The following is a 15,362-nucleotide window of genomic DNA, read 5'->3' as shown; positions in this document are numbered from 1 at the left end:
CGAAGGAGACTGGCCGACCATGCCGGACATCGTGACGATCACACTCAACCCCGCCGTCGATGTCGCGACATCGATCGAACGGGTGGTCGATACTCGCAAGCTCAGATGCAGCGCCGCGCGGCGTGATCCGGGCGGCGGCGGGATCAACGTCGCCCGCGTCATCCAGCGTCTTGGCGGAGACTGCTCGGCCTTCTATCTCGCGGGCGGCGCAACCGGCCAGATGCTAAGACGTCTGCTGGACGCCGAAGCGTTCACCGGCGTGTGCATCGAGATCGCCGGGGAAACGCGCGAGAATTTCTCCGTCCACGAGCAATCCACCGGTCTGGAATACCGCTTCGTATTGCCGGGGCCGACGCTCGCCGCGCTCGAATGGCAGCGCTGCATCGACGAAATCCGCGCACTGAGCGCACCGCCGCGCTATCTGGTGCTGAGCGGCAGCCTGCCTCCCGGTGCGCCGGACGACATTTACGCGCGCTTCGCGAACCTCGCGTCGGCACAGGACACGCGGGTCGTGCTCGACACGTCGGGCCCGGCACTCACCGCGGCGCTCGACGCGGGCATCTGGCTCGTCAAGCCGAGTCTGAACGAGTTGCGGGATCTCACGGGCCGGCCACTGCTCGAAGAACCTGATTGGATCGACGCCGCGCAGGAGATCGTGCGGGCCGGTCGCGCCCGGATCGTCGCGCTGACGCTCGGAGAGCAAGGCGCGTTGGTGGTCACCGCCGAGCGGTGCTTGCGGGCGGCGGGACTGCCGATGAAAGTGACCAGTTCAATCGGCGCCGGTGACAGCTTTGTCGGCGCGCTGATCTGGGCGCTGAATCGAAATGCGGGTATCGATGAAGCGTTTCGCTATGGGATGGCTGCGGCATCGGCGACTTTGCTCGGTGCGGGCACGACGCTCTGTGAGCGCGGGGAAATCGAGCGGCTCTATCGCGAGATATCGATCAGGTGAGCGACGAGTGCCGCAGTATCGCGCATTCGGAGGGAGACGGGACATGACAATCTATCCTCGCAAGATGGGCCGATTGTGGATCGAAGCGGTGATGCCATGATCTGGAACCGGATAGAGACAGAGCCTCCGTTCCGCGATCGCGCCGACGCAGGGCGCCTGCTCGCGCGGCAATTGGGCGACTACGCAGGGCGCGCCGATGTAATCGTACTGGCGTTGCCGCGTGGCGGCGTGCCGGTCGGCTACGAGGTCGCGCATGCACTGGGCGTCCCGCTCGACGTGCTGATCGTGCGCAAGCTGGGTGTGCCGCAAGATCCGGAAATGGCCATGGGCGCGATCGCCTCGGGCGGCGCGCTTTATCTCGACGAGCAGACGATCCGGATGGCAGGCGTCAGCCAGTCGGAAGTCGTCACCGTACTCAACGATGAACGCCGCGAGCTGGCACGGCGAGAAGCGCTCTATCGCGGACAGGATCCACCGCTAAATCTCGAGGGCCGCACAGTGATCATCGTCGACGACGGCGTCGCTACCGGCTCATCGGTACGTGTCGCCATTGCGGCGTTGCGCAGCGGCAAGCCGGCTCGAATCGTGGTTGCCGTACCGGTCGCGCCGGAAAGCACGGCCAGTCGGCTCGCCGCCCTCGCCGATGAGTTCGTCTGTCTGCACCGCGCGCGTCATTTCGGCGGCGTCGGCCAGTTCTATCAGGAGTTCGAGCAGACCAACGACGCTGAAGTACGCGCGCTCCTCGCCCGTCCATCTCAGGACACGCAGTAGTGCACGCGGCGTCACTTCGTGGCTGGCCCCGCAGCCTGAGCGGAAAGCGTCTGATCCTGAGACGCATCAGCGAACGCTCGTTCAAACGCGACCGTAAATTCCCTCAGCCGATCATGCGGAAGCCGGCCGATACCCGCCGCAGCCTCGCGCCCTCCTCCGCCTGAGAACTGCCTGCACAGTTCGACGGCACCATAAGGATTCGCCAGCGGCGCGCGCACGCTGACGACGTATTCCCCCTGAACGCTCTGGCTCAGCACGGCGTGAGCACGATCAGGAGAACTCGTCGCCAGAAAATTGCCGAAAGCGCCGCGCACCCGTTGTGCCCACGGTTCATTGGGCAGCACATAGATGGTTCCGCCCGCTAACGCGGTATCGGGCGGCAAACTCAGCGCCAGTGCCATGTCCCGGCGTAGCGATTCACAGAGCGTCCGCGCGATCGGCTCGATCGTCAGAAAGTCGAATGGGTCGGCATACGGGCGCAAAATTTCGTAAAGCCTGACAGGCGGGATCAGCAAATCCGCCTCACTCTCTCCGTAGGCGTTGTAGTTGATCGACTCGCCCAGTTCACGCAACTGGTCGAGTTGCGCGGGCTCGAGCGTACAACTCGCGGCAAGCGTGCGCGCCGCGTGCAGGAGGTTGTCGCCGTAAGCGCCCACGATAGCCCACAGCCGGTGTCGCCCGCCCACATGGCGATCCACGAGCAGGCTCGTACACGTGTCGGGCGCGGTGTCGATGTGTGCCTTCAGGTTGGGATGCTCAGGAATGGCTCCGCAAAAGTGATGATCGAAGTACTCGACTTCGGCGCCGTGTCGAAGCAATTCGAGCAACGCGGCCCGATTGGAGTCCAACGAGATGTCCAGCACGGTCACGGATATGCCGGACCTGGCTGGAACGCGGGCGAGCAGTTCCACGTCGCGTTTGACGCCGGTGATCAGCAACGACTTCAACGGCTTCGTCAATCGCAACTGATGCAGCGCGCAGATTCCGTCGGCGTCACCATTGAACACATCGAAATGTTTCATGCCTTGTCACCGTACGAGGATGGAGCGTCGTCAAAAAGCAGATCCGCGAGCTCAGTGAATGTGCCCCGATGTCCGCATTGTGGCCCGCATGGCGCTCTCCTGGGGCGTATTACCGTCACTTTCGCGGGGCCCGTCGCAGCCTTGACACACGTCAATCTGCCATGAGCCGCGAACCTTATGCTCGATCAATGGAGAAACCAATCGGGGTCCGGAGGCGATATGTTGAGAAGCACAATACTCGTTGGCCTTTTAATGCTGCCGGGCGCGTTCCTCGTCCTCGGCCTCGCCTGTATTCATCCGCGCCTTCGCCGCGAGATCGTGAACTTCAGCGGCCTGTCCAGTTCATTGACGAAGGCCGGGCGCTCGTGTGCGGGGATCCGGGCAAGGTTGCTTCATCGCTAACCCATCGGATAAACCCTATGCACAAGTCAATGGCGTGCATCGCCTCGCTTGCCATGCTCCTTGCGGGGTGCGCGCATGATCCGGCGGTCCCGCCGCACGCGCAAGCATCCCAGTCCGCCTGCGTGGCAGGACCGCCAATCGATCTGCAGCGGTACATGGGCCGCTGGTACGTGATCGCGGACACCCCGTTTCTCAGCGAATCCGATTATGTCGGCAGTTACGACGAGTGGACCTTGCGCGACGACGGAAGCATCGACGACAAGTACCTCGGCCGGCGTCACGGTTTCGATCAGCCGCCGACGGGAAGCCAGTTCGTCGCGAAGGTGATGCCCGGAACCGGCAACACGAAATGGCGAGTGGGACTGATCTGGCCGTTCGAAGTGGTGGTCGTCACCGCGTATGTGGACCCCGATTATCGCTACACGATTCGCTGCATGGCAGACGGCAACATGGTGTGGGTACTCGCACGCGCGCCGGCGATGGACGATGCCACCTACGCCGGCATGCTCGCCCGGCTAGCCGCGATGGGCTTCAACACCGACAGGCTACGGCGGGTTGCGCAAAGCGCCGGGCAAATCGGTCAACCGGGCTTTCAATGAAAGTTTTGCGGTAACGAAGCGGGCGGGAGCGCGCATGACAAGCATCCATAAAAACGAGGCAACGCGTGTCGGCACGGTGGTCGAGCATCGTGCGGACCCCGCGTGCGCGCAGTGTCAGGACGCGCCCGCCGTGGCCGAATCCGTGCGAAGAGCGCGGCGTCTCCACGCGGACGCCCCTTCCGAACGTTCGGCGCGCGTGCGCCATATGATCGAAAGCCCAACCTACCTGGAAGCGGACGAAGACCTCGCCTTTCTGCGACGCCCGGAAATGTGCGGCATCCGTCTGCAACTCGACTACTGGAAGACTGAAGAGACGTTGCAGCGCCATGCGATTCAGCACACGATCGTGGTGTACGGCAGCACACGGATCATCGCGCCGGCCGCCGCCCGCCGCCGGGTCGAGGAAGCGCGGCGGACGCTCGAAAGCCGGCCCGGCGACCCCGAGAGCGAGAGCGCCTTGCAAGTCGCGAAGCAACTGCTCAAACGCAGTCGCTACTACGGGATCGCGCGCGAATTCGGCCGTATTGTCGGCAGCGTGCGGTGCACGGGAGCGCTGTCGTCGCTCGCCGTCGTCACGGGCGGCGGACCCGGCATCATGGAAGCAGCGAATCGAGGTGCGTACGAACTCAAGGCGCCGAGCATCGGCTTGAATATCGCGTTGCCGCGTGAGCAGGAACCCAATCCCTACCTCACACCTGAACTCTGCTTCAAGCTTCACTATTTCGCCATTCGCAAGCTCCATCTGCTGGAACGCGCGCAAGCCGCCGTGTTTTTTCCGGGCGGCTTTGGAACCTGTGACGAGTTGTTCGAAGTGTTGACCCTGCTGCAAACGAACAAGATCCGGCGGCTGCCCGTCGTGCTGGTCGGCGAATCGTTCTGGCGCCGCGCGATCAATTTCGAGTTTCTGATCAGCGAAGGCATGATCGCGCCACAGGACGCCGCACTATTCATTTTCTGCGAGACGGCGGCGGATATCTGGTCCGCCATCGTCCGTTGGCATGAAGCACACGCCGCGCTCGACAACCGCTCACGACAACCATGAGCGCGGCGGCAGCGGTCTGCTTCGTCAACCGACCACCAGACGGTCGACAACGGCCGTCACACCCGGCGTCGAGCGCGCCGCGCCCGTCACGATGGAGCGTTCGACGCCCGAACTGAGACGCCCCGACAAGGTTACCTTGCCGTCGTCGACTTCGACGCCCACATGCTTCAACTCGCGATCGGTATGCCGTTGAATGGCTTTGCGGATGCTGTACTCAATGTCGAGCGGAGAAGCCGAACCGCGGATCCTGATCTCATTCGTCACGCCCGTCACACCACGCATATGGACGACATTTTTCTCGGCGATGTGGCTGCGGTAACCGTCCTCGACTTCGCCACTCAATGTCACCCAGCCTTTCTCGACCTTGATCCTGATCGCATGCTCTTCGAGGCCGGCGATCCAGTCCAGGGCCGCGCGCACGCTCAAGGCGATGTCCTCGTCGGTACGCCGCTCGGATTCGCGCAGTTTCACGTCGATACCGACAACCACCGCGACGACACCGGCGATTCGCATCGCGCATTTTTCGGCCGCGACTTTCGCCGCATAGTTTGGAACGTGTCCCGTGATCGTGACCACGCGGTCGACCACGGCAACACCTATCCCGTTTGCGTCGACGGCTGGACTGCTCATCAGTTCGTCCTCGACTTCCTGCTTCAATTGACTGTCCGACTTCATGGAATTTCTCCTCCGGCATGACCTGGCAGCGCGATTGCGCGCGGCTGCGAACTGATTCGACGCGGCAAGCATTCCCGCAAATAAGTTGCGCCCCACCGGCAATGCGCCACCTCCTCAGACTATGGCCCTGCGGCACGATGTGATTGATCGAGGTCAAACCTGCCGTGATGGCTTCGCCGCATGGACAGACTCACAGCCATACGGCAAGAACAGGACGCAGAGCGAACAGCCGGGCAAGCGCCGGCCAGGTCATCAATACGCCCGCAGCGAGCGTCGTAAGCAACACGACGGCCCACCCATAAAAGTTCGTCTGGCGTGCGCGGCGCGCCGACGGCCGGTGCGGCAACGCGCGCACGGCGAACATCAGCCCGACGTTGCATGCCACGAGCAGCAGGAAGCCGGCCGTGCGAGCGTCGAGCGGATCGAATCCGCGCCCGAGCAGTGCCGCATACACGCCTACGACGATCAGGGCGGCTACGCACCCGAGCGCAATGCTCAGCCCCAGGATGCGGTTGGACATGAGCCGCTCGCCGATTCGCCGCGGCGGATCACGCATGAGCGAGCGGCTCTCCCGTTCGTTTTCAAAGACAATCGAGCAAACGGGTGTGATGATCATTTCGAGGAACACGATGTGCACCGGCGCGAGCATGAGCGGCCAACCCGCCACCACGGGAAGGGTCGCGGCGGCGATCATCGGAATATGAACCGCGATCGTGTACGCCACCGCCATCTTCAGATTCTCGTAGATGCGCCGGCCGAGCCGCAGGGCCGATACGATCGGCGTCAGGTCGTCACGCAGCAACACCAGCGACGCCACCTCGCGCGCAACCTCCGCGCCCCGCGTGCCCATCGCGATGCCGATATGCGCGGCTTTCAACGCGGGCGCATCATTGACGCCGTCGCCCGTCATCGCGACGACCTCGCCCGCATGCCTGAACGCGTCGATGAGCCTCAGCTTCTGCTCCGGCCTGACCCGCGCGAACACGCTTGCGTCGACGATCGCGCGTTGCAACGCGGCATCGTCCATGCCGGCAAGGTCGGCGCCGCTTACGACGCGGGCGCTGTCGATGCCGACTTCCGCCGCGACCGCCCGCGCCGTCGACGGATAGTCGCCGGTAATCATCACGACCCGCACGCCCGCGACCTTCAACTGCGCAACCGCGCCTGCCACCTCCGGGCGCACCGGGTCGAGCAGCCCGACGAGCCCCACCAGCGAGAACGCGAAGTCGTGCTGCTGATCAGGCCACGTTTCGCCGCAATGCCGCGCCCGCGCCACGCCGAGCACGCGTAACCCGCTTTCCGCCATATGCGTGGCGCGCTCCATCAGCGCTCGCGCCTCACCGGCTTCGAGGTGGCACAGCGAGCAGATCGCCTCAGGCGCACCCTTGCACGCCACCAGCCGATGATCGAGTTCGGGGCTCTCCCATCCATGCGACATGGCGGGCAGTTCAGGCGTCAATGCGTATTCCTGCACGAGCGACCATTGTTCATGCAGCCGGTCCGTGCCGGCCAGACAGGAGCGGCCCGTCTCGTGGAACGCGCGCTCCATGGGATCGAGCGGCTCGATTTCGCTCGCGAGCACGAGGTACTCCAGCAGTTCATGAAACTGCGGGCCGATCTTGACCGCGCCGTCCTTCAGCCATAGCTCTTCGCCGCGTGCATACAGCACGCGCACGGACATACGGTTCTGGGTCAGCGTGCCCGTCTTGTCGACGCATAGCACCGAGGTTTGCCCGAGCGTCTGGATGGCACTCAGACGCCGTGTCAGCACGCCCTCCCTCGCGATCCGGCGCGCGCCCAGCGCCATGAAGACGGTGAATATCACCGGCAGCTCTTCGGGCAAAATGCCCATCGCGAGCGTAATGCCGGCCAGCAGACCCGGTATCCAGCCGCCCATGCGCCAGCGATAGGCGAAGACGAGCAGCACACAGATGATCACCGCGAGCGTCGCAAACCGCCTGACGAAGCCGCGCATCTCGACCTGCAAGGGTGAAGGTGGCTCGCTCACTTCGGCAAGGCTTGCGCCGAGCCGGCCAAGCTCGGTCTGCGCGCCCGTCGCCGTGACGTACATGCGGCCCTGACCCCGCACCACCATCGACCCTGAAAACAGGCAGCTCCGCGACGGGTCTGCGGGCGATTTGCCGGATGAACCGGCAAACTTCTCGACGGCGACGGACTCGCCGGTGAGCAGCGATTCGTCGACGCTCAGTTCGTGGGCTTCCGTTACCGCACCGTCGGCCGGCACCTTCGCCCCTTCCTCGATAATGACAAGATCGCCGGGCACCAATTCCGCCGCCGATACGTATTCCCGCTTGCCGTCGCGCAATACCTGCGCTCGCGGCGCCGACAGATCACGCAGCGCTTCGAGCACGCTCGCCGTCCGGTGGCTCTGGACGATGGTCAGCACCAGCACGGCAACGACCAGGGCGAGCAGCGTCGATGCCTCCGTCATGTCGCCGATCAGACCATACAGGCCGCTCGCGCTGAGCAGCAGCAGGAACATCGGCTCGGTGAATGCATCGCGCACGGTGCTCCACCAGAGATGGCGATTGCCCCGCGCGATCACATTGCGGCCGTGTCGCACCTGCAATGCCACGACCTCCGCGTGCGTCAGTCCACCCGCCGTATGCCGAGCAGGCACGGCGGACGCCGGCACGTCGGATGTCGCGCCTTGCGTCGCCATGATCAGGGTTCGCTCTGGCCGCGCATGGGTGCACGGCAATGCGCACAGTTGGTCCGCGCATTGCCGGTGGCACGTTCCTGCAACACGATGTGCAGATCCGCCCCGCCGCGGCGCGGCACGTCGACTGTCTTCCCGATCTCCGTGCTCCCGGCATGTGCGACGATACGATAGCGTCCGGCCGGCAGCATGACGAACAGGAACGGCCCTTCGGTGCGGGTGTCGAGGACAGCGCGCCCCGATGCGCTTGCGATCGTCACATCCACATCGGAGAGATAGTTGCCCGCAGCCGTGGTAAACATCATGCGCAGGCTGTAGCGAGGCGCGAGTGCGCGAAAGGCTTTCGCGTCGTCCTCGCCGATGCCGCCCGTCATGTACAGCACGCCGTCACGGCTGACCGCCTCGGGCAGTGACTGCCCGGCAACCGCGGCACTCAGGACAAGAAACCCGAATGCAACGGCGGTGCGCAGCGCGTGTGAGTTAAAGATCGACATGTCGGAAAGATCCCCAGGTTCGTGAGCGCCCGGAGGTGTGTCAGCCGGCGTTTCGCGCCGGCGTTTCGGCCACTTCCGCGCTCGCATGGCGCGACAGGCGCGCAGTATGTTCAGCCGATGTCCGTCGCCCGTTTCACGTTTCGTGGCCCGGTCGCGCCAGCAGTAAAGGCGTGCCGGTGAGACGCGCGGTGCGCGCGGCCACGCTGCCGAGAAACCAGCGCGCGACGCCGCGCCGCCCATGGGTGCCGACGACGACCAGGTCCGCGTTCCACTGTTGCGCGTCGCGGATGATCGCGTGTGCGACGTCGTCACGTGCGGGGGCCGTTTCGAGCGCCGCGGTCTCGGCCTGATTCGGCAATTCGGCAAAGTCCTTCGCTGCGGCGGCCAGAATCACTTTTCCTTCTTCGACGAACGCCTCCTCGAGCATGCGGATCGGCACGATATCGGTTAGCCGGACGGCGCGATCTATCACATAGATGGCGCGAAGGCGGGCCTCGGGTGTGGCGAGTTGCAGCCCGAAATGCAACGCGTCGCGCGACGCGGCGCTTCCATCCAGCGCGAACAGGATCCGGCGCGGCGACGACTGGATCTCCGTTTCGTAACTGGCCGGCACAACGAGAATCGAACAGGGTGCCTGGGTGGTGACGAATTCGGAAACCGTACCTTCGATCCAGCGCAACATACCGTGATGCTGACGCGCGCCCACGACGAGCAGATCCGCCTGCCATTGCGCCGCGGCGTCGATCAACGCGTTCGCGGTATAGCCGCCTTGCCGCGAAATTTCCACGACGTCCGACTCGACATCGATGCCGGCATCCGCGAATATGCTTTTTGCGCGCGCCACGGCGTCACCCGCGTCGCGGGCAAGTTCGGCGCGCGCAAGCTGCAGTTCGCCATCCGTCATCGACCCGAGCGGCAACAAGGTGCGGGGATTTTCGGCGACACTCACCACGCGGACCCGCGCGCCGGGCAGCTTCAGGTGACACACATACGCCGCTGTGCGCGCTGACTCCGGCGAAGTGTCCACAGCCACGAGGATGCGTCGGATTGAGTGAATGGCATGACCGCCAAGGTGCGTTGTGCTCATGATCGGGTCCCCAAAGAGGGCGTGCGTTCGCCCAGCTGACGTCGATATCTGATTCTCTGCGCCCTGCCTGGTCACTCATTGATACACGTCAAGCCACTATCACCGCCGCCCGGATGACCGGTGCCAAATGCAGATTGGAGTTCCGGCCCGCCTATGCACAGGAATGGACAGCGGTCGCGAGCGGAAACCACTCGTCCGATACACCACAGTGAGCATGCGGAGACAAGTGCGGTCCACACAAGCTCACACGGCAAATTGAATTAAACAGGCGTTTTCGCGTGATCTACGTCACGCGCCCTTGACGGCGATCAATCAAACCATCTGGGCGCACCTCTATGCTGGTCGATACAGCGGGACTGAGTCGCGCGTTGCGGCGCATTCACATGGCCCCGTCATGGACTTGTCTCGTCGGATCGCAACACGTCCTGTCATCACGAAATGGGGCCCGTCACGCACATGGCTCGAATCGATTCCAATGAACGAGACCTTGCCCATATCGGTTCGATGATCGGGCAACTCGAACGGCTACTCCAGTGTGAAGCGCCGCGCTCCGCTCACTTTGTTTTCCAGCCGGCCTACTGGCGAGCGCGAATCGAGTCCGCGGCGGCCCAAACCGACGCGCAGAGCCCGATAGGCGCGCGGGCGTCAGCGCTGCTCGCCAAACTGGATGCCCTCGACGGCGCATCGGCGCAACCGCGCGCCAAGCGCAAGCAATCGATCGATGAAACGACCCACGGCCTTTAAATGCCGTGATGACGCATTCGCTCGTGCGCTTGCGCGCCCGATGCTGGCGTGCGCTGGCCATTGACCTGCGCGAACTCGCGCTCATGTTCGTCCAGCGCAGCATGGCAATGCGTTGCTCGACACAGCGGGACTCGACCGGATCGACGCGATCCGTTTCGCGTCTTTGCACAACAGGCATGGGCGTTATTGCTCGCGAGCGTCTCTGCAAGCAGGGACCTGCTTCGCCTGATCTGTATCAATCGGCAGCGGGGATTTCGGACTAACGTGGAATGACACTTGTCGTGGGCAGCGTGGCGGTGCCACGGCCACCCTCGGCGCAATTCAACGGAGTCCGATATGACCGACATGCCACTCCTTGCGTACCAGGCCGCGCCTCTCCTGCGGCCGCCGCTCGCCACCGGCGAAACTCCCGCTGTCATTACGCTGCCCAAGCCCGAGTTGCATACCGGCGTGCCGCTGATGACCGCCTTCGCGCAGCGCGCGAGTTGCCGCTCGTTCGCGCCGACAGCATTGCCGCCCACGGTGCTGGGCGAGTTGCTCTGGGCTGCCGACGGTATCAACCGGCCCGCAACCGGCGGCCGCACCGCGCCCTCACCGCACGCGTTCAACGAAATCGACATCTACGCCGCACTGCAAAACGGCGTGTACCGGTACGACGCGCCGAACCATCAACTGGTTCTCAAACATGCCATCGACGCGCGCGGGCAGACCGGCTACCAGGATTTCGTCGGCGAGGCGCCGCTCGACCTCGTCTACGTAGTTCGCACGTCGCGCTTACTGGACATGCCCGCGCAGCAGCGCGAGCGGTTTTCCGCCGTGACGGCCGGAGCGATCGCGCAGAACGTCTCGTTGTATTGTGCGTCGGCGGGGCTCGCCTGCGTGATTCGCGGCTGGATCAATGCGCAACTGCTCGCGAATGCGCTGTCGCTCAACGAAGACGAACTGCCGATTCTCGCGCAGACAGTCGGGTTCAGTCCGATCCAGCACTAGTGGCATTGAGAGCTTGGGCGTGGCGGCGACGGCCGCTGACGCCCGGCCGCCGGCGTCCTTTTTACAGCCCCGACGGTATCTCGTCCTGATCGCGTGGAGTCCTGACCAGCAGCACCGGAACGTGAGCGCTACGCAAGAACGTTTCCGCAACGCTGCCCTGCAACAACCTTCCTATGCCGTGCCTCCCTTGCGTGCCCATCACCACCAGGCCGGCGCCCTGGCGCTGCACGCAACGGGCGAGGCAATGCGGGATATCGTCCGCTGCATTCTCTGTCTCCTCGATCTCGGTGTCGCCGGGCACGCCGCGCTCGGCCATGGCCCGGCGCGCTTCTTCGAGCGCGAGACGGCCGTCTTCGCGCAGCACGTTACGAAGCTGTTCGGCATTGAAATAGCCCGCGTAGCGCGACACGCACCAGGGATTGACGACGTACACCGCGTGAAGCCGCGCGTGCGTCAGCTGAGCAAATTCGAGCGCTTCATACAGCGCCCATCTGGACGACTCGCTGCCATCCAGAGCCACGACAATCTTCTGATACATGGTTCGCTCCTCGTAGACGTTGCACCGGCCCGCTCGGCGTCTCGACACTGCCCATCGTTGCAGACTAGATGAATGATCGGCGCGAATGGCTCTATCGGCCTGACCTGCGTCAAGCAATCGCGCTGCAAGCCGGGAGTGGCGATCTCGCCGTGGGATAACGGCGAGCGCCGCCCTGAATAAGGCGAGCGGCGCCGGGCGCCACCACCCGCCGCTCCGCTAGATCGGCTGCGTGGCGGTCGCCGCCAGTTCCGCGATATCGGCGGTGATTTCGTCCTGGCGGACCCGGCGATAGCTTTGCGTCAGTTCGTCGAGCGTGTCTCTCACATTGGTGCGGGCGGCCAGCATCGCCCTCACCCGCGCTTCGTTTTCCGCGGCGAACGAGAGCATCAACGCTTCGCATATCTCGACAAACACATATTCCTCGACCAGCCCAGGCAGCAGACGTTCGACAGGCAAGGTGAGCAACGGTGGCACGGCGCGCGCCGCCACCGGAAACCGCGAAAAATCGAACGGAATCAACCGGTGTTCGACCATCTCGCTGGCAGCAGCGACGCCAGGCAGCGCATGGATGATCGAGACGTGGTCCACCGCGCGAGCGCCAAGACGCACATAGAGCGCATCCGTGACACGGTTGGCCAGCGACGGCACGTCATCGGCATGGGACGCCGCTGGCGAGCTCCATGCGACCGGAAGGTGGCGTTCGTTCGCCGCCATCTCTCCGCGCGTGCCGACGAGCAGGAGTTCACACCGCGCGTTATCCAGACGAGGCCGCACATAGTCCAGAACCTGCTCGTTGAACGAGCCGACAAAGCCCTGTTCAGAACACAGCGCGATCACGATCCGCGCGCCATGATCCGGCTCCGACAGGGCGGCTTGCGCCGCTCTTCCATGAGCAAGGACGGCGCCGATCGCAGCCCCCACGGTCGCGGCCGAAGAGCGGATACCCGGCAGCCGCCGCTGCGCTTCACGCGAACGCGCCGCCGCGATGCCACGCATTGCGCCGATCACGGCGTCCAGTTGTTGCGCGGTCGCCGTGCGCGTTTCGATTTCCGCGAGTCGGCCGCTCATTTCACGCTCCCGGCCGAGGCGGCGCCGTTTGGCGTTTGCAGCGTCGCTTGCAACGTCAGGCGCTGCACCAGTTCGCGAACCGCCGTGACGAGCCCCGCTTGAGTCGAGGCGTCCAGCGGCGCATCCGCCCATCCGGCTGCCATGCTGCCGCCCGGCAATTGTTCGGCGAGCTGGCTCCGCACTTCGGCGGCGATGGCTGGTGGCACGCCGTCGAACACGCCTTCGGACAACGCGGCCAGCAACGCGATTTCATCGAGCGTGCGCAGCGGCTTGAAGCGTGGCTGCGCGATCAATGCCCGGATGCGCTCCCCGCGTGCGATCTTGCCGGCCACATGGGCATCCGTCAGACCGCCGAAGCGGGAGAACATCTCCAGCTCCAGAAACTGCGCGTAATCGAGCCGCAAGCGGCCTGACACGTCGCGCAAGGCGGGATGCTGCGCCTTGCCGCCGACACGGCTCACGCTCAACCCGACATCGACGGCCGGACGCTGGTTGGCGGCGAACAGCGCGGTGTCCAGCACGATCTGGCCGTCCGTGATCGAAATCAGATTGGTCGGGATATAGGCGGACAGGTTGCCCGCGTCGGTTTCCGCAATCGGCAATGCAGTCAACGACCCACCGCCGAGCGCCGCCGACAGTTTCGCCGCGCGCTCCAGCAATCGCGCATGCACGTAGAAGATGTCGCCGGGATAGGCCTCGCGTCCTGGCGGCTCGCGTGTCAGCAGCGCCAACTCCCGGTGCGTCGCGGCGTGTTTGGTGAGGTCGTCGATCACGACCAGCGCATGCTGTCCGCGGTCGCGAAAGTATTCGGCGATCGTGACGCCCGCAAACGGTGCGATCCATTGCAATCCAGCCGCCGAAGCCGCCGCCGCGACCACGAACACGCAGCGCTCGGGCGCGCCGTACCGCCGCACGGATTCGATCACTTGCTGCACCGCTGTCGAGCGTTGGCCGATCGCCACGTAGACACAGATCATGTCCGAGTGCTTCTGGTTGACGATGGCGTCGAGCGCCAACGCGGTCTTGCCCGTTGCACGATCGCCTATGATCAGCTCCCGCTGTCCGCGTCCGACGGCGAAGAGCGCGTCGACGATCAGCACGCCGGTTTCGACAGGCTCGCTGACCAGATCGCGATCGATGATCGCCGGCGCGGGCCGCTCGATCGGCATACGCTTCACCGCCGACACAGGTTCGTCGCGATCGAGTGGCCGGCCAAGCGGATCGATCACACGACCGAGCAAGCCTTCGCCCACGGGCACTTCGATCACCGCGCCGGTGCGCGTCACGCGCGCGCCGGCTTCGACGGTGGCGCCGTCGTCGAGTAACACGACGCTCATGAGATCGGCCTCCAACGAGTGCACGAAGCCGCTCGCGCCGCTTTCGAATCGCAGCAGTTCGTCGAGCGCCGCATCGGCCAGTCCCGAGACGAACGCGATCCCGTCACCGATCCGCTCGACACGGCCGAGCGTATCGGCATAGGGCGCGCATGCCGTGCGGGCCAGCGCCCCGCGCTGCGCCGCAAGCCAGGCGTCGTCGCTCGATTCAGCGGGAAGCATGACTGTCATCGAGCAGCGCCTCCTTGATCCGGACGAGTTCCGCGCCGAAGCTGTTGCGCACCACGGCATGCGGCGAGCGCAGTTCGAGGCCGGCGATCAAATGCGGATCCACTTCGAAGTTGACCGGCACATCACGTTTCAGGCAGGTTGCGAGCATCGTGCGGCACTGCTGCTGTTCCTGCTCGCTCAACACACGCGGCGCGGCGAGTGTCGGCACCGCGCCGTCGCCCCAAAGCGCCGCGCGGGCGGTTTCCGGAAGTTGTGCGACCCCCTCGGCGAGACCGTCGATAAAGCCGCTCACGCGCACGCTCTCGGGCAGCCTGTCGAGCAGCTTTGCCGCGATATCGACGGCAAGCCGGCTGGCCCGTTCGGACGCGAGCTTGTCCTGCTCGGCGCGCGCCCCCGCGGCCTCGCCTTTCGCCGCCGAGCGCAAGGCGTCCGCGTCGGCTTGCGCGGCGCTCAGAAGCGCCTGCTTTTGCGCCGCGGCCTCCACGGCGACCGCCTTCATCGCTTCGCCGTGCGCCGCCGCCAGCTGTTGCGTTTCGTGGGCCGCCTTGTCGCGCTCCTGAATGGCTGCGAGCTTCGCCGCCTCGGCATCGGCGATCAGCGCGCGCGCCGCCTTCTGACGTTCGGCGATGATCCCGGCGACCGGGCGGAACAGAAAACGCGCGAGCAGCCATATCAACACCAGTGCATTGATGGTCTGGAGCGCAAGCGTCCACCAGTCGATTCGCATGGAGTC

The 15,362-nt window shown here is 64.8% G+C and carries 15 protein-coding genes; 6 read left to right on the top strand and 9 right to left on the bottom strand.

From position 1 onward, the window contains the following. Window positions 1-19: 19 nt before the first annotated feature. Together P0D71_RS29135 and P0D71_RS29130 are read left to right on the top strand one after the other, a co-directional pair. Complete coding sequence (locus tag P0D71_RS29135; protein ID WP_408483231.1) at window positions 20-952, top strand: 1-phosphofructokinase family hexose kinase; 933 nt, start codon at window positions 20-22, stop codon at window positions 950-952. A 96-nt stretch (window positions 953-1,048) separates the two neighbouring features. After that, complete coding sequence (locus tag P0D71_RS29130; protein ID WP_408483230.1) at window positions 1,049-1,723, top strand: phosphoribosyltransferase; 675 nt, start codon at window positions 1,049-1,051, stop codon at window positions 1,721-1,723. A gap of 11 nt (window positions 1,724-1,734) precedes the next feature. Here P0D71_RS29130 and P0D71_RS29125 read toward each other — a convergent pair whose 3' ends face one another. Next, complete coding sequence (locus P0D71_RS29125; protein WP_408483229.1) at window positions 1,735-2,745, bottom strand: acetyltransferase; 1,011 nt, start codon at window positions 2,743-2,745, stop codon at window positions 1,735-1,737. Window positions 2,746-3,164: 419 nt separating this feature from the next. Between P0D71_RS29125 and P0D71_RS29120 the strand changes: the two genes are divergently transcribed. Both P0D71_RS29120 and P0D71_RS29115 read left to right on the top strand, forming a co-directional pair. Then, window positions 3,165-3,746, top strand: a complete 582-nt coding sequence (locus tag P0D71_RS29120) for a lipocalin family protein (RefSeq protein ID WP_408185770.1) — start codon at window positions 3,165-3,167, stop codon at window positions 3,744-3,746. Between the two features lie 34 nt (window positions 3,747-3,780). Further along, entirely contained in the window at window positions 3,781-4,788 is a 1,008-nt protein-coding gene (locus P0D71_RS29115) for an LOG family protein (RefSeq protein ID WP_408483228.1), read from the top strand. Window positions 4,789-4,812: 24 nt separating this feature from the next. Here the strand turns inward: P0D71_RS29115 and P0D71_RS29110 are convergent, their stop codons facing one another. The 4 genes from P0D71_RS29110 to P0D71_RS29095 form a co-directional block, all read right to left on the bottom strand. Further along, window positions 4,813-5,463 carry a BON domain-containing protein gene (locus P0D71_RS29110; protein WP_091793560.1) on the bottom strand — a complete coding sequence of 217 codons (651 nt, stop codon included), beginning with the start codon at window positions 5,461-5,463 and terminating at the stop codon, window positions 4,813-4,815. 190 nt (window positions 5,464-5,653) lie between these two features. Further along, on the bottom strand, window positions 5,654-8,146 hold the full coding sequence (locus tag P0D71_RS29105) for a cation-translocating P-type ATPase (protein ID WP_408483227.1): 2,493 nt from the start codon (window positions 8,144-8,146) through the stop codon (window positions 5,654-5,656). A 2-nt stretch (window positions 8,147-8,148) separates the two neighbouring features. After that, window positions 8,149-8,637, bottom strand: coding sequence for a carboxypeptidase regulatory-like domain-containing protein (locus P0D71_RS29100; protein ID WP_091793556.1), 489 nt, complete (start codon window positions 8,635-8,637; stop codon window positions 8,149-8,151). Between the two features lie 133 nt (window positions 8,638-8,770). Continuing rightward, window positions 8,771-9,724, bottom strand: coding sequence for a universal stress protein (locus P0D71_RS29095; RefSeq protein ID WP_408354588.1), 954 nt, complete (start codon window positions 9,722-9,724; stop codon window positions 8,771-8,773). A gap of 456 nt (window positions 9,725-10,180) precedes the next feature. Between P0D71_RS29095 and P0D71_RS29090 the strand changes: the two genes are divergently transcribed. Together P0D71_RS29090 and P0D71_RS29085 are read left to right on the top strand one after the other, a co-directional pair. Next, complete coding sequence (locus tag P0D71_RS29090; RefSeq protein ID WP_408185765.1) at window positions 10,181-10,468, top strand: hypothetical protein; 288 nt, start codon at window positions 10,181-10,183, stop codon at window positions 10,466-10,468. Between the two features lie 336 nt (window positions 10,469-10,804). After that, window positions 10,805-11,458, top strand: coding sequence for a nitroreductase family protein (locus P0D71_RS29085; RefSeq protein WP_408185764.1), 654 nt, complete (start codon window positions 10,805-10,807; stop codon window positions 11,456-11,458). A 61-nt stretch (window positions 11,459-11,519) separates the two neighbouring features. Here P0D71_RS29085 and P0D71_RS29080 read toward each other — a convergent pair whose 3' ends face one another. From P0D71_RS29080 to P0D71_RS29065, 4 genes are all read right to left on the bottom strand, one after another. Further along, complete coding sequence (locus P0D71_RS29080) at window positions 11,520-11,996, bottom strand: universal stress protein (protein WP_408185763.1); 477 nt, start codon at window positions 11,994-11,996, stop codon at window positions 11,520-11,522. Window positions 11,997-12,212: 216 nt separating this feature from the next. After that, complete coding sequence (locus P0D71_RS29075) at window positions 12,213-13,064, bottom strand: F0F1 ATP synthase subunit gamma (protein WP_091793541.1); 852 nt, start codon at window positions 13,062-13,064, stop codon at window positions 12,213-12,215. Continuing rightward, window positions 13,061-14,629, bottom strand: coding sequence for a F0F1 ATP synthase subunit alpha (locus P0D71_RS29070; protein WP_408483226.1), 1,569 nt, complete (start codon window positions 14,627-14,629; stop codon window positions 13,061-13,063). The genes P0D71_RS29075 and P0D71_RS29070 overlap by 4 nt, the downstream gene beginning before the upstream one ends. Next, on the bottom strand, window positions 14,607-15,356 hold the full coding sequence (locus tag P0D71_RS29065; RefSeq protein ID WP_408354573.1) for a F0F1 ATP synthase subunit B: 750 nt from the start codon (window positions 15,354-15,356) through the stop codon (window positions 14,607-14,609). Before P0D71_RS29065 ends, P0D71_RS29070 begins: the two co-directional genes overlap by 23 nt. Window positions 15,357-15,362 lie beyond the last annotated feature (6 nt).

This window comes from Paraburkholderia sp. RL17-383-BIF-A, from assembly GCF_046028015.1.
In the GTDB taxonomy this organism is placed as follows: domain Bacteria; phylum Pseudomonadota; class Gammaproteobacteria; order Burkholderiales; family Burkholderiaceae; genus Paraburkholderia.
Note: the sequence above shows the minus strand (reverse complement) of the source record. Positions and strands in the feature narration are given on the sequence as shown.